This window comes from Rhodococcus koreensis (genome assembly GCF_900105905.1).
Classification (GTDB): domain Bacteria; phylum Actinomycetota; class Actinomycetes; order Mycobacteriales; family Mycobacteriaceae; genus Rhodococcus_F; species Rhodococcus_F koreensis.
The window spans coordinates 5,260,029-5,274,385 of record NZ_FNSV01000005.1; the positions used below are offsets into that span (position 1 = coordinate 5,260,029).

10 protein-coding genes and 1 pseudogene are annotated in these 14,357 nt (G+C 67.1%); 4 read left to right on the plus strand and 7 right to left on the minus strand.

Going from position 1 to position 14,357, the window contains the following annotated elements; all coding sequences use genetic code 11:
- Nucleotides 1-17 precede the first annotated feature (17 nt).
- The 3 genes from BLV94_RS28615 to BLV94_RS28625 are packed head-to-tail and all read right to left on the minus strand — an operon-like array spanning nt 18 to nt 3,204.
- The gene (locus BLV94_RS28615; RefSeq protein WP_072944971.1) at nt 18-1,187 is read right to left on the minus strand and encodes a phosphotransferase family protein; all 1,170 of its coding nucleotides are present in this window, start codon (nt 1,185-1,187) and stop codon (nt 18-20) included.
- Nucleotides 1,184-1,948, minus strand: a complete 765-nt coding sequence (locus BLV94_RS28620) for an SDR family oxidoreductase (RefSeq protein ID WP_011595757.1) — start codon at nt 1,946-1,948, stop codon at nt 1,184-1,186. The genes BLV94_RS28615 and BLV94_RS28620 overlap by 4 nt, the downstream gene beginning before the upstream one ends.
- A complete protein-coding gene (locus BLV94_RS28625; RefSeq protein WP_072944973.1) occupies nt 1,945-3,204 on the minus strand; it encodes an acyl-CoA dehydrogenase family protein in 1,260 nt (419 codons plus the stop codon). Before BLV94_RS28625 ends, BLV94_RS28620 begins: the two co-directional genes overlap by 4 nt.
- A gap of 91 nt (nt 3,205-3,295) precedes the next feature.
- Between BLV94_RS28625 and BLV94_RS28630 the strand changes: the two genes are divergently transcribed.
- Nucleotides 3,296-4,309, plus strand: a complete 1,014-nt coding sequence (locus BLV94_RS28630) for an AraC family transcriptional regulator (protein ID WP_072944975.1) — start codon at nt 3,296-3,298, stop codon at nt 4,307-4,309.
- A gap of 596 nt (nt 4,310-4,905) precedes the next feature.
- On the opposite strand, the pseudogene BLV94_RS28635 reads toward BLV94_RS28630, so the two are convergent.
- From BLV94_RS28635 to ald, 4 genes and pseudogenes are all read right to left on the minus strand, one after another.
- A pseudogene (locus BLV94_RS28635) lies at nt 4,906-6,887 on the minus strand (Tn3 family transposase).
- A gap of 360 nt (nt 6,888-7,247) precedes the next feature.
- The gene (locus BLV94_RS28640) at nt 7,248-7,853 is read right to left on the minus strand and encodes a dihydrofolate reductase family protein (RefSeq protein WP_072944977.1); all 606 of its coding nucleotides are present in this window, start codon (nt 7,851-7,853) and stop codon (nt 7,248-7,250) included.
- 312 nt (nt 7,854-8,165) lie between these two features.
- Nucleotides 8,166-9,635 (minus strand): MocR-like pyridoxine biosynthesis transcription factor PdxR, encoded by a 1,470-nt coding sequence (gene pdxR, locus BLV94_RS28645; protein WP_072944979.1) that lies wholly within the window; start codon nt 9,633-9,635, stop codon nt 8,166-8,168.
- A gap of 103 nt (nt 9,636-9,738) precedes the next feature.
- Nucleotides 9,739-10,860, minus strand: coding sequence for an alanine dehydrogenase (gene ald / locus BLV94_RS28650; protein WP_072944981.1), 1,122 nt, complete (start codon nt 10,858-10,860; stop codon nt 9,739-9,741).
- A 219-nt stretch (nt 10,861-11,079) separates the two neighbouring features.
- On the opposite strand from ald, the gene BLV94_RS28660 reads away from it, so the two are divergent.
- From BLV94_RS28660 to BLV94_RS28670, 3 genes are read left to right on the plus strand one after another with little or no spacing between them, the layout of a single operon-like run.
- Nucleotides 11,080-12,450, plus strand: a complete 1,371-nt coding sequence (locus BLV94_RS28660; protein ID WP_083395694.1) for an aspartate aminotransferase family protein — start codon at nt 11,080-11,082, stop codon at nt 12,448-12,450.
- A 41-nt stretch (nt 12,451-12,491) separates the two neighbouring features.
- Nucleotides 12,492-13,568 (plus strand): phosphotransacetylase, encoded by a 1,077-nt coding sequence (locus BLV94_RS28665; RefSeq protein WP_244163680.1) that lies wholly within the window; start codon nt 12,492-12,494, stop codon nt 13,566-13,568.
- 50 nt (nt 13,569-13,618) lie between these two features.
- Nucleotides 13,619-14,350 (plus strand): sulfite exporter TauE/SafE family protein, encoded by a 732-nt coding sequence (locus tag BLV94_RS28670; protein ID WP_072944983.1) that lies wholly within the window; start codon nt 13,619-13,621, stop codon nt 14,348-14,350.
- Nucleotides 14,351-14,357: the final 7 nt, after the last annotated feature.

Here is a 14,357-nt window from a genome sequence, read left to right on the forward strand (position 1 = left end):
GGGGGATCGCGGCGCGCTCACGACCGCTCCAACCCGATGCGCCGTGCAGCGGTTCCGGCTCGACGGCGGCGTTCGATCTCGCGGATGATTCGGCGGCAGCGCAGTTCGAGGGCGACGACGGCGATCCCGAAGGTCCGGAAGGCGGCGTTGGTGGTCTGACGGTGGTAGTAGCGGTAGTAGATCTGCTGACAGATTCCGGCAAGTCGAAATAGGCCGAAGACCTCGTAGAACGCCCATTGTTCCTCGGTGACGTCGATTCGCGTCCGTTCGGCGTAGTGGGCGACGACCTCGCGTCGGGTGAGCATGCCGGGAACATGGGTGGGTTGGCGGCGGAACTGCCGGAACAGCCAGCCGTCGTCGGCTTGGACCCAGTACGCCAACGCGCTTCCCAGGTCCATGAGTGGGTCACCAATGGTGGCCATTTCCCAGTCCAGCAACGCGACCGGGACGGTGGGGTCCGCCGGGTCGAGGACGATGTTGTCGAGTCGGAAGTCGTTGTGGATCAGTACCGCGGCACGGTCGGCGGGTTGGTTCACCCGCAGCCAGTCGATGACCCGGGCGAAGGACCCGACGTTGCGGGTGCGGGCCGCGGTGTAGCGCTTGGCCCAGCCCTCGACCTGCCGACTCACATAGCCATCCCCCTTGCCCAGTGCCGCGAGTTCGGTCCCCTCGATCGGAACACAGTGCAGATCGACGAGCACGTCGACCACCCGGTGACACAGCCTGCTCACCTGCTCCGGTGCCTCCGCGTTTTCTCGGGGAAGATGCCTGCGGGGAATCGGCCCATCGACGCGCTCCATGAGGTAGAACGGGCTCCCGATCACGCCCGAGTCCTCGCACAGAGCGATAGTTTCCGGAGCGAGCGGGAAATGTGGACGCAGTGCGGTCTGCAGCCGGTACTCCCGCCCCATATCGTGGGCCCCGTCGGATTTAGTTCCCGCAGGCGGGCGCCGCAGGATCACCTCTCGTCCTGACGGAAACCTCAGCAGATACGTGAGGTTCGAGGCTCCCCCGGAGAACTGCGTGACCCGCGGGGTGCCCGACAGTTCCGTCGCCCACTGCGGGCCGACATGCTCGGGCAGCCAACCGGCGAGGGCGTCGACGTCGAAAGCATCCTCGCGGCGAACATCGCCGGCGGCCTCGGGTCGGCGGTGGTGCTGCGTGTGCTCGCGGGCGCGCCTGCTCATGACAGTTTCCTGACCACCGCGAGCGGCAGGAACCGCATCGCGGCACCCACGAGAACCCACGGCCAGACCGGTACGTAAGCCTTCTTGCGGCGCTTCTCGATCGCGGTGACCATCGCCTGGACGCCGGTGGCCGTGTCAACCAGGAACGGGGTGCGGTCGCGGACATGTGCGTTCATCTCCGAGGCGATGTAGCCGGGGTAGATGACCGAAATATCGATGCCGCTGAGTCCTTCGGCGCGCAGCCCCTCGGCAGCCACGGCGACGCCAGCCTTACTGGCGGCGTAGGTGGTCATTGCCCGGCGCATACCTCGAACCGCCGACATCGATGAGATCAGTACCAGGTGTCCACGCCCTTGCCTCCGGAAGACCTCCATAGCGGCGTCGGCCTGAGCCAGTACTCCGACGAAGTTGGTCTCGGCCGTGATCTTGTTGGCGTTCCAGCCGCCGGTGCCGAGCGCGGCCCCCGTGCCGCTGCCGGCGTTCGCGATCAGTCGGTCGATACCGCCGAGGCGCCGATCGAGCTCGGCCACGACGGTATGCACCGCGTCACCATCGGTGACATCGAGCGCGGCAACCTCGACTCGACGATCGGGATGGGCGGCGAGAATCTCCTGACGAAGTTCGGCGAGTCGTTCCACCCGCCGCGCCGCCAACCCGAGGTCGTAGCCGAGGGCGGCGAACTGGCGGGCCATCTCCGCCCCCAAACCTGAACTGGCGCCGGTGATGACGATCGAACCGCGCCGCTGCTGCCCCGCCCTCATCGGCTGGCCCCGTACTTGCCGAGCTCGACTCGCGCCACCATGCCCAGGTGCACCTCGTCGGGGCCGTCGGCGAGCCGGACCGCTCGGGCGGCGGTCCAGGCGCCAGCCAGCGGAAAGTCGCTGCTCAGACCGGCGCCGCCGTGCAGTTGAATGGCGAAGTCGATGACCTGCTGGGCCATGTTCGGCACCGCCACCTTGATCTGGGAGACCTCCGACAGCGCGTGCAGTGCCCCGCCTCGGTCGAGTTTCCACGCGGCGTGCAGCACCAGCAGGCGTGCCGAGTCGATCGCGATCCGGGCCTGGGCGATGCGCTCGCGGTTGCCACCCAAGCTCGCCAGTGGCTTTCCGAACGCGGTGCGCTCCAATCCACGGCGACATGCGAGCTCGAGTGCATGCTCAGCCAAACCGATCAGGCGCATGCAGTGATGCACCCGTCCCGGACCCAGTCGCCCCTGGGCGATCTCGAAAGCGCGCCCCGGCCCGGCGATGATGTTCTCGACCGGCACCCGGACGTCGGTGAAGCTGACCTCCCCGTGTCCGTAGGGCTCATCCTGAAAGCCCATGGTGTCCAACAGGCGCTCCACCTTCACGCCGGGCGTTGCGACCGGCACCAGGACCATCGAGTGGCGGCGGTGGCGGTCGGCTTCGGGCGCAGTCACCCCCATCACCAGCAAGATCTGACAGTCCGGATGACCGACACCCGTCGACCACCACTTACGGCCGTTCAAGACGACCTCGTCGCCGTCGACGACCGCCGAAAGCTCCATGTTCGTCGCATCCGACGAGGCAACACCCGGCTCGGTCATGCAGAACGCACTGCGGATCTCTCCCGCGAGCAGGGGATCGAGCCACCGCGCTTGCTGCTCAGTGGATCCGTATTTGAGCAGTACCTCGGCGTTGCCGGTATCTGGCGCGTTGGAGTTGAAGACGTACGGCGCCAGGAACGAGCGGCCCATCGTCTCGGCGACCGGCGCGTAGTCGACGTTGCTCAGGCCGGTTCCACCGCAGGTGCCGTACCGCTCGGCATAGTCCCGCTCATGCCCCGCGGGAAGAAACAAGTTCCACAATCCCGCCGCCCGGGCCCGCGACCGCAACTCCGCCACAATCGGCAACGGGATCCATGGGTCGCCACCGCCGGCCCGCAGCTGCGCGACCTCCTGGTGATACTCGTGCTCGATCGGGGCGATGTGCTCGGCAATGAACCCGGAGACCGCCTCGGTCAGCTCCTGGGCGCGTGCCGAAGGTGTGAAATCCATGGCCCCAACGTATGGACGCGCCGTCCATCGAACTTGACGAATCGCGCCAACAATTTGACTGATCACGCCAACGGCCGCGACACTCTTCGCTATGGCGTGGGTGAGATCTGCAGGCCTGCGTGGCGTCCGCCACGTCATCGAGGAACTTGGCGGCGACGCTGATGAACTCGCGACCCGTGCAGGACTCCCCCTTGCCTCCCTGGACAGCGACGAACTCCTGGTCAGAGACACAGCCATGGCCGCGATGCTCGAACTCGCGGCCCAGAAACTGAACTGCTCCGATATGGGACTGCGGGTAGCGCTGCGCCAAGATCTCAACCTGCTCGGCCCCCTGGCAATCGCCGTTCGCAATTCCCGATCGATCGCTGAAGCACTCGACTGCACTGCCAAATACCTCTTCGTCCACGCGCGCGGCCTCAGCGTCGCACTCGTCCCCGACCCGCGCGGCGTCCGCGGTGTCGTCGGCTGCCGCTACGGATACCCGCCCGGCGTCAGCGCCCCACCCCAGAGCATCGACATGGGACTCCTTTTCCTCCACCGCACGCTCCTCTACCTCAACGGCGGCAGCTACGGACTCCGCAGCGTCGAATTGCCCCATGCTGGGGTCGCACCCCTTGCCCGATACGAGTCGCTGTTCGGCACCCACGTCACATTCAACCGCGACGCCGCCGTGCTGCGTGTCCCCCGGTCGCTGTCCCGACAACCCATTGCCGGTGGCGATCGCACCACCCGACACCTGGCACTGACCTACCTCGAACAGCACCTCAGCCCTCCCGACCTAACCGTCACCACGCGCGCCAAGGCCCTCCTGCGTCAGTCCCTCGGCACCAGCCACCTCAGCATCGAGGCGACCGCGAACCTCCTTGCCATGTCGACACGTTCACTTCAACGGCACCTCCATAGCGAGGGCACGAACTACGGCACAATCCTCGACGACGTCCGACGCGAACGCGCCGCGACCCTCCTCACCGAGACCCGATTGCCACTCACACAGATCGCCGCGACCATAGGGCTGGACAACCAAGCAACCCTCAGCAGGTACGCCCGCCGTTGGTGGAACACCACCGCCCGCCAGAAGCGGCAAACAGCATCGGATTCCACCTGAATCTCACGCCGAAAGCGACCACGCCACGAACCTGTATCGGACGGCGATCCTGCTCCGCCCTACCCCCGCTGGCGATGACCTTGTGAGAGAAGGGAGTTGGGCGATCAAGTGGCCCGGTGTCAGGCAAGCAGCAGGCGCGGTGAGGACAATGTCGTCCCCGGGTCGAACGCTCGTCGAGTCGGCAAAAGCCGGCATCATTGCTCGCGACAGTTGAGCACCCCGGCAGCGCCTCTTTGCGCCGTAGGAGCAGAGCGAATACCTGACCACCACAACCGGCCTCGACCTGATTGAAACCCTCGGCCCAGGATTTCCCGGGCAGCATCGGCATGGCGGCGACCATGGTTTCCCTCCGCTCCCGGCTCGGGCGGTGCTGTTACCGGTGAGGTCAAGGACGGCGCCGACACAAATCTCGGGCCAATGACCCTGGGCCGCCGCCGGTGTCAGTCGGGCGGGTGTGCGGTGCGGGCGGCGAGTGCATCCGGGTGGGGTCGGCGAGAACCCGGAAGGTGTCGAGGCGTTCGGAATCGGGCGCGACGGGGTGACTCAGGCTCGCGGCCGGGGCCATCGGGTCCATCGCATCACTCGGTTTCCCCCGGTCAGAACAAGGTGTCACGTACGCGCAGCGGCCGGTACCCGGTGGGGCCGAGCTGGGCGAGTTCGGCGTCGATGTCGACCTCGATGGCACCGAAGAAGTTGATGTTCTCGCTGTGGGCCGGGGAGATGTGCGCCAGCACCTCGTCGTCGATCCGCCGCCCGGCCCGCCGCATTTGTTCGGTCGCCAGCCCGTAATACTCGGTGGTCCAGGCGATGACGGCGTTGGTCGCCAATGTGAGGCACCATGCCTGTTCGGTCTGTCCCTCCAGGTGCCTCGCGCGCACGGCGCCTTCGTGCGCGTAGAGCAGGTCGCGGCGGAGCGCGTGCAGGGATTCGCCCTTGTTGAGCTGGCGGGAGATCTTGCGCCGGTAGTCCGGGTCGGACAGATACCGGGCGGCGTAGATCGTGCGCCGCAGCGCCCCGTATTCCTTGAGCGCCGCCGCGAGGGCGTTCTGCCGGCCCGACGCGGAGAGCTTGCCGACCAGCAGCGACGCGGTGGCGTGCCCGAACTTCAGCGACCCGGCCAGCCGGAGCAGGTCGTCGTAGTGCTCGGCGATGAGATCCAGATTCAGCTTCCGGGTCAAAAGCGGCCCGGCGTGCGGGGACGCGGACTCGACCTGGGCCCGCGGCGCCGCCCGGTACAGGGTGATCCGGCCCAGGTCCCGGATGCGGGGCGAGAGCTGCAACCCGAGCAGGTCGAACAGCCCGAAGTTCACCAGGGTGACGCCGTGCGTGTCGGTCGCATGCTCGGTGATCGGCAGATCCGTTGCATTTCCGAGGATTTCGTCCAGCACGTAGTGAGCTTCACGTCTCGTCGCGACGATGACCTTCGTGCCGTAGGTGGCGTGCTGATCGGTGACATGGGTATACGTGCTCAGTCCTTCGGTCGCGAAATAGCGGCTCAACGCTCTGGCGGTGACCGATTTCCCGCGGGTCGGGAACCGTTGCCCATCACTCGACGACAGGGTGCCGGCGCCGAAGACCGGGGTCAGCGGCAGCCTTTGGTGGTAGTCGATGATCGTCAGGTTCGCCGCCCGCAGCGTCTCCTCCCGCACATACCATTCGCTGGTCCAGGCCAGAATGTCGTAGGAGAGGCCCGACGCCTCGGCCATTCGGGTCAGCCCGAGGTTGGTGGAGTAGGCCAGCAGGACGGCGATGAGGTTGCGCTTCACCTCCGGGCTGCGGGCCTGCTTGCCGCCGGCGTGGGTGAAGCAGTCCAGGTAGCCGGTGCGTTTGTCCAGCTCGATCAGTAGCGACACGATCGGCGCGAACGGCAGCATCTCCGTCAGCTCGGCCTTGAGCGCCGTCGCCTCCGCCGGTACGTCTTCCGCGGTCAGCGGTGAGATCACCAGGTCACCGGCTTCATCGAGACGGACCGGCCCGTCGCCGTCGGCGAGCACCTTCTCCAACTCGCCCATAGCGTCGTCGAGCTCGTCGGTGGCGGTCGCCAGCGCGCGAGCGGGATCAGCGGATTTGCCGACCAGGCGACAGAACTCGTCGCGCTGCGGCTCCCACGCCTGCGGGGTCAGCAGGTACGCGGCCGGGTCGGCGTAGCGGCGTGACCCCGGCACGAACACATCCCCGCTGCGCAACCCGTCGCGCAGCCCCAGCAGCACGCACAGCCCATCGCCCCGGCAGGCCGCCACCCCAGATACTGGGCCACCAGCCGCACATGCTCGGTCCGTGTCTGCGCCCGCTTGCCATACGAACGAATTTGCGCCGCATCGATATTCAGCTGATCCGCCAGTCGGGCCACCGCCACCGGCGGCGCCGACGGCACCTTGTCCGGCACGAACCCCAGCCACGGCAAGGTGCACAGCGCCACCGCCAGGCCCAGACGGACCGCAGGGCCCCTGCCCTGCGGAGCAACGAACGCCAGATCCGCCGGGGTCAGCGTGAAGTACCGGAACAACTCCTCACGACTGATCTCCGGGAACTCCCGCAGGCGCTGCAACTCCTCGTTCGTGAATACCCGCGTCGCCACGAACCTCAGCCTCCAACACGCCGACCAACCTCATCGGCAGCCAAGCCAAGCACCAACCACCCCGGCTCGCAGCCCGAACCGAGAAATCGCCGCCGACCAGGCACTACGCGAACTTCGTTGTTTTTTGCGCCATTACTACCGGGACCCGGGTACGTCGCTATACGCCCTGCCCGCCTCATCAATATGGAAGGAACACCGCCGGGCTGCGTTGCCACATTGTTCAGTCCGCTGGTCAGCGGGTCCCAACCTTCTCGGCATTGCGGAGAAGGACGGAGTCGGAGCGTGCGATCACCTACCCTTGTCGAGTGGACTCATAGCTCGGCCAAGGCCAGGTGTTCGTACGAAGCGGACGGGGCGACGTCACGCAGGGGCGCCGAGCGGCGGGTGCTCGAGCACGCGTGGCTTGTACTCGACCAGCTGGATGCGGCCGTCGAAGGTCCGGTGCGCGATCATCTCGAGGGCGACGTCCGGGTAGCCCTCGTAGATGCGTTCTGCGCCCGTAGCCCCGGTGATCACCGGGAACATCACGACTCGGAAGCGGTCGACGAGTCCGGCCCGTAGCAGGGACCGGCACAGGCTGAGGCTGCCGATCGTGCTGAGGAGCCCCGAGCCATTCGACTTCATGGCGCGGACCGTCTCGACGGCGTCGTCGCGGACGAGCGTGGAGTTGGCCCACGTCAGTGGCTCCTCCAGCGAGGAGGAGAACACCACCTTGGACGCTTGCGTGAGCTCGTCGACGGACGCCTCTTCTTCGGCCCTGAACTCATCTTGGCCATTCGGGACCTCGCCGGCGGCGAAGCCTGACATGAGGCGGTAGGTGTTCGCTCCCATGAGGTAGGTGACCTCGGGCTGCTCGCCGAGCCAAGCGAGGTACTCCGGGCCCTCGAGGCCCCAGAACCCGGGCCAGCCCTCTCCCGATGCGTTGCCGTCGAGGGAGGTGATGAAGTCGACGAGAAGTTCTGACATGGCGGTGTCCTTTCCTCGGGTGTTACGAGTTTGGACCGGCCGCGGGCGACGAACTCATCGGATCCGTTCGGTTGTTTCGATGATAGGTCGGCCATGGATCAGAAACCGTCGAATGGGAGACACCCAAAACAGCGCACAACTATCCAGAGCAGATCGTCTGATGTCCCGTTTGTCGCCCCGATTCGGGATTCGTCACCGGACGGAGCTATCGGGACCTCTGCGGCGCAGCTCGTTCCGGCAACGGCCGACTTTCGGGACGTGCCGGCCATCGTTAGTCAAATGGTGCGGCCGGGCCGCGGGTGTTGTCGGGGTCTACCTGCCAAAGCGGAAACTCGCCTGGCACGCCTGGCCGAGGAGGGCGATGCCTTCCTCGATGGAGCGCAGGGGAATCGCCCCGTAGCCGATGCGAAAGTGGTTGCGGGGCGGTACCGGCTGGGTGAAGAAGATGTCGCCCCGTTCGATGAGGACGCCGCGGGCCTCGGCCTCCCGCGCGAGCACCCGGCAGTCGAGATTCTCCGGACCGGTCATCCACAGGCTGACCCCGCCGGGCGGGTACGGCTCCTGCGGCCAGGGGAGGTACTTGTCGACGGCCGCGCACAGGCGTTCCCATTTGTGTTTCATCTGGGTGCGGTGATGGCGCAGCGCGCGGTGATACTCGCCGCTGTCGATGAGCATCGCCAGCGCCCGCTGCTGATGACCGGGTGGGTGGCGCAGCACGTACCGGCGGGCTTTGCGCAGCTCACGCACCAGATCCGCGGGTCCGACGAGGTAGCCGAGGCGCAGACCGGGGGCCAGGAATTTCGAGAAGGTGCCGAGGTACACGGCATCGCCGCTGGAGTCGAGGGCCTTGAGCGCCGGGCTGGGACTGCCGTGATAGCGGAACTCGCTGTCGTAGTCGTCCTCGACGATCACGGTGCCGGATTCCGCGGCGAGCTGCAGCAGACGCTGCCTGCGGTCGATGCCGAGCGTCACGTTGGTCGGATGGTGATGGCTCGGGGTCAGATACATCAGGTCCGTGCCGCGCAGCGTCTCCGGCGGGCGCAGACCGTGCGCATCGACGTCGATGCCGTACACCTGAGCGCCGGTGCGCAGGAAAATGTGTCGCGCATCGAGGTAACCGGGGTTCTCGATCGCGACGCGGTGTTCGGGTCCGAGGAGTACGCGGCCGACGAGGTCCAGTCCCTGCTGCGAACCGACGGTGACGAGAACCTCGTCCGCACCGGCCTCGATGCCGCGCGACGGCAACAGGTGCTGGCGGATCATGTCGATCAGCATCGGATCGTCCGCGCCGACACTGTCCTGCAGGCTGGCGTAGGCATGCGGCTGGTACAGCGCGTCGCGCAGGCAGCGGACCCACGCGCGGGCCGGGAAGCTGCGGATGTCGATCTGCCCGGCCAGGAATGGATACGGGTAGCTGTGCCAGTCGACGTTCTTCTCGATGTGCGGAACGTCGGCGTCGGGGTACCGCCGGATGCGGGACGACCAGTCGATGCGCGGAATGGTGGCGCGGGCGTCCGTCGCAAGCGTCTCGATCATGTCGGGATTCACGAACATGCCCGAGCGCTGGTGGCTTTGAACGAGTCCCTCGGCGATCAGTTCCTGATAGGCCAGGTTGATCGTGTTCCGGGAGATCGCGAGATCGACCGCCAGTTCCCGTGAACTGGGGAGGCGGTGGCGTGGATCGAACAGTCCGTTGGCGATGCCGTGTTCGATCGCCCGTCGAACCTGCCGGTAGAGCGGTTCGGCGGAATTGCGGTCGACCTCGATCAGTGTTCTCGGCACGCATCGCCTCCTGTGGATCCAAGAGTGGCCAGATGTAGGCCGACCCGGCACGCCGAGAAGTTCCCGAACGAGCACTTCTCAGTATGCCGGGCCGGCGGCGAAATCAAACCAGGTTGAGCGCGTCGTCGACGCCGACCGACTCGATCCCGAGTGCGGCACCGACGGCATCGTTGGTGAGGCGTCCGGAGATCGTGCTGACGCCGGCGCGGAGTGCGGCGTTCTCCCGGGCCGCGCGGGCCAGGCCCTTCTCCGCGATCTGCAGCGTGTACGGCAGGGTCACGTTGGTGAGCGCGTACGTGGACGTGTGGGGCACCGCTCCCGGCATGTTCGCCACGCAGTAGAACACCGAGTCGTGGACCTTGAACGTGGGGTCCGCTTGGGTGGTGGGCCGCGAGTCCTCGAAGCAGCCGCCCTGGTCGATCGCGATGTCGACGAGGACGCTGCCCGGCTTCATCCGTGAGACCAGCGAGTTCGAGATGATCTTCGGTGCCTTGGCGCCCGGGACGAGCACGGCGCCGATGACGAGGTCGGCCTGCATGACCTCCTGCTCGATGGAGTAGGCGTTGGCGGCGAGGGTCCGGATCCGCCCCTGGTACATGCGGTCGGCCGCGCGCAGCTTGTCGACGTTCTTGTCGAACAGGACGACGTCGGCCCAGGTGCCTGCGGCGACGGCGACGGCGTTCATGCCCGATACGCCGGCACCGATCACGACGACCCGCGCCGGGGACACACCGGACACGCCGCCGATCAGCACACCCCGGCCACCCTCCGGGCGCATGAGTGCCTGCGCACCGACGAGGGGAGCGAGCCTGCCGGCGACCTCACTCATCGGGAACAGCAGCGGCAGCGAACCGTCGGGAAGCTGAACCGTCTCGTACGCAACCGAATTCGTACCGGCGGCGAGCAGGGCCCGGGTGCACTCCTCGCCGGCGGCGAGATGCAGGTAGGTGAACAGCGTGAGGTCCGAACGCATCCGGTGGTATTCCTCCGCGATGGGCTCCTTGACCTTCAGCAGGAGTTCCGCGCTCTGCCACACGGCGTCGGCGCTGTCGAGGATCTTCGCGCCGGCTGCGCCGTAGGCGTCGTCGCCGATCGACGAGCCCTCCCCCGCACCGCGTTCCACGAACACGTCGTGCCCGTGGGCAACCATCTCGTGGACACCGGCGGGAGTGGCCGCCACCCGGTACTCGTGGTTCTTGACTTCCTTGGGGATACCGATCCTCATCTGAGACCTCCGTTAGCTGGGGCTGTTCGCCGCTCCGGCCACATGCCGTGGTGCCGAGCGATACCGAAGTCTGGATCACTCTGGCATGGGACCAGAAGGACCAGTTGGGGACCGTCTGCGGGGACCAGTCTGGACCCATCGAATACCGCGCTTCTGGTTCTGACCTGCGGTCCGCCTCGTCGGTATGGTGTGGATCACAGCCATTCGACAACGAAGGAGATGGTCGTGGACGTCACCGAATTGCGAGCACGGGCCCGTCGGCACCTCGGACCTCATTTCACCCGCAAGGACACCTGGGAAAGCGACTTTCCGGTGTTCGTTCGGGGTGAGGGTAGCTATCTGATCGACACCGAGGGAGACCGTTTCCTCGACGGTCTGGCTGGTCTGTTCTGCGTGAACATCGGTCACGGCCGCGACGACATCGCGAAGGCGGCGAGCGAGCAGATCGGGACGCTGGCGTACGCGTCCAACTGGGGCAGCGCCCACATTCCCGCGATCGAGGCGTCCGCGCTGATCGCCGATCTGGCGCCCGGTGACCTCGGAACGACGTTCTTCGTCAACTCGGGTTCCGAGGCCGTGGAGACGGCCGTCAAGTTCGCCCGGCAGTACCACCGCAGCCAGGGCAACCCGCAGCGAACCAAGATCATCAGCCGCGAGATGGCCTACCACGGAACCACTCTCGGCGCCCTCTCGGTGACGCAGCTGCCCAAGATCAAGGATCCGTTCGGCCCGCTGCTGCCCGGGGTCCGCTCCGTACCCAACACGCTCGGTTACCTCGGTGACTGCGGCCCGGCGAACGAACTCGACTGCATCGCCGCGATCGAGGCTGTCATCGAGGAAGAGGGCGCCGAGACCATCGCCGCCGTGTTCGCCGAGCCGGTCCAGAACGGGCGCGGCGCCCTGGTCCCGCCGGACGGATACTGGGCTGCGCTGCGCGCGCTGTGCGACAAGCACGGGATCCTGCTGGTCTCCGACGAGGTGATCTGCTCGTTCGGCCGCCTCGGACACTGGTTCGGACACGGGCTCACCGGTGTGGTGCCGGACATGATCACGTTCGCGAAGGGCTCCACCTCCGGATACGCCCCGCTCGGCGGTCTGATCGTGCGTGAGCAGCTGGTGCGCGAACTCTACGACTCGCCCAAGGGCGGCGTGTTCACCCACGGCGCGACGTGGGGCGGGCACCCGGTGTCGACGGCGGTCGCGGTCGCGAACATCACCGCGATGCGCGACGAGAACGTGCTCGGCAACGTCACCGCACGCGGCCCGAAGCTGAAGACGGCACTCGATTCGCTGATGCGCTCGCACCGCTGCGTGAAGGACGTCCGCGGCACCGGATTCTTCTACGCGATCGAACTGATGGCGGACAGCAACAGCGGCCGCGAGTTCACCGAACAGGAGTCGCTGACGGTGCTGCGCAAGGTGCTGCCGGAGGCGTTCGCCCGCACCAAGGTGATCCTCCGCGGCGACGATCGCGGTGCCACGATGCTGATGATCTCCCCGCCGCTCGTCGCCGACGACGAGGTGCTGTCGGAACTGCTGCACGGCATCGACAGCATGCTCACCGACATCGAGAAGGCAATCCAGCCGTAGGGAAGGGCACCTTCCCCGAGTTCCAGCGGGTGGCGGTCGTCGTGATCGACGACCGCCACCCCTCTTCGTATCGACGGGAGAGCGAGGCCATGGCCCCGGGCGCCACCACTGCACCACTCACCGACATTGCACGACTGAATGATTCGTCTCTGATCGACCACTGGACCGCCACCCTGAGCGGCCGGAACCGGACCGTCGCGCTCGCGGACGGAGAGGACGAACGCGCGATCCGTGCGGCCCACCATCTGCACCACAAATGTGTCGTCGCCCCGCGCCTGTTCGGGCGGCGGGACGTCATCCGGCGCATCGCGGAGGCCGCAGGCATTCCGCTGGCCGAGGAACTCGTCGTCGACCTGGACGAGGCCGCCACCGACCCCGCGATCCGCGACGCCGTCGAATCGGGATTCGCGAAATATCCGGACCGGATCGAGTCGGCGCTGTCGGACCCGGTGTGCCTGGCCGCGGCGGCATTGCGCGCCGGGGTGGTCGATGCCGGAGTCGCGGGTGCGAGCAGACCGACGTCCGACGTGCTGCGCGCCGGACTGCGCATCGTCGGACTCGCACCGGGTTCGAGCACCCTGTCCAGTGCGATCCTGATGTTGCTGCCGGACGGCAGGCAGCTGACGTTCTCCGACTGCGCCGTCGTCCCCGACCCGACGGTCGAGGAACTGGTCGACATCGCGCTCGCCGCCAGTGCCACTCACTTCCAGCTCACCGAGCAGACCCCGATCGCGGCGATGCTGTCGTTCAGCACCCAGGGCAGCGCCAGCCATCCGCGCGTGGAGAAGGTCCGCGAGGCCGCGGAACGGGTGCGCGTCCGGGACCCGCAGTTGCACGTGGACGGAGACCTCCAGTTCGATGCCGCGCTGGTGGCCGAGATCGGCGCGTCCAAGGCGCCCGGGTCCCGGGTCGCCGGCCGCGCGAACGTCCTGGTGTTCCCGAACCTCGACGCCGGCAACATCGGGTACAAAATTGCCCAGCGGCTCGGCGGTGCAATAGCCTTGGGGCCCATCCTGCAAGGATTGGCCGCGCCGTGGAACGACCTGTCCCGCGGATGCACCGGCAGCGACATCGAATTGATGGCGCTGGTGAGCGCAGTCCAATCCCTCGCCATCTGAGCGGCGGACCAGGCACGGGACCGTGCCACCGGATCGAGAAGGGAGTCGCGATGACGATGCTCCTCGTGGGTGCCCTGTGCATCGGCATCGCCTCCGTCATCGGAGGGGCCACCGGGTTCGGGACGGCCCTGATCGCGACGCCGGTGATGCTGATGATCGGATTCGCCGTTCCCGAAGTGGTATTCGTCAATCTCGTCGCCGGGCTGATCACCCGCATCGGCGCGGCGTATCACCTGCGCGAACACATCAGCTGGGGACGAGTGGCACTGCTCGGTGGGGGCAGTCTGCCCGGCGCCTGGCTGGGTGCGGTCACCCTCGGGTTGGTGCCGGAACAGTATCTGAAGCCGGCGGCGGGAGTCGTGGTCATGCTGTGCGGGGTCGCGATGGCACTCCCGACCCGGACCCAAACCACCCGGACCCCCTCCACCACCGCACATGTCCTCACCGGCTCCGTGGGCGGCTATCTGGGCACCACGACCTCCCTCAACGGACCGCCCCCGGTGTTGTTGCTGATGCGTGCGCGGCTGCCACCGCTGGCGTTCATCGCCGATCTCGCAGGCTATTTCATCGTCGCCAACGTGATGGCGCTCGGTGTCCTGTGGTTCCACGACGAGATCACGGAGTCGATGTTCTGGCCGCGTCTCCCGATCTTCGTGACGGCGGCGGTGATCGGCAATGTCGCCGGACTGGCGATCGCCAGGCGACTGCCGCCGGGCGTGTTTCGGTCCGCCGTCATCGTGCTGGTGATCGCGGCCGGCGCGGCAACGTTCCTGCTCGGCTGAGCGCCGG

Coding starts and splice junctions, on each gene's coding strand:
- BLV94_RS28615 (WP_072944971.1), bottom strand. CDS start 1,187: ATGAGCAGGCGCGCCCGCGAGCACACGCAGCACCACCGCCGACCCGAG.
- BLV94_RS28620 (WP_011595757.1), bottom strand. CDS start 1,948: ATGAGGGCGGGGCAGCAGCGGCGCGGTTCGATCGTCATCACCGGCGCC.
- BLV94_RS28625 (WP_072944973.1), bottom strand. CDS start 3,204: ATGGATTTCACACCTTCGGCACGCGCCCAGGAGCTGACCGAGGCGGTC.
- BLV94_RS28630 (WP_072944975.1), top strand. CDS start 3,296: ATGGCGTGGGTGAGATCTGCAGGCCTGCGTGGCGTCCGCCACGTCATC.
- BLV94_RS28640 (WP_072944977.1), bottom strand. CDS start 7,853: ATGTCAGAACTTCTCGTCGACTTCATCACCTCCCTCGACGGCAACGCA.
- ald (WP_072944981.1), bottom strand. CDS start 10,860: ATGAGGATCGGTATCCCCAAGGAAGTCAAGAACCACGAGTACCGGGTG.
- BLV94_RS28660 (WP_083395694.1), top strand. CDS start 11,080: ATGGTCGTGGACGTCACCGAATTGCGAGCACGGGCCCGTCGGCACCTC.
- BLV94_RS28670 (WP_072944983.1), top strand. CDS start 13,619: ATGACGATGCTCCTCGTGGGTGCCCTGTGCATCGGCATCGCCTCCGTC.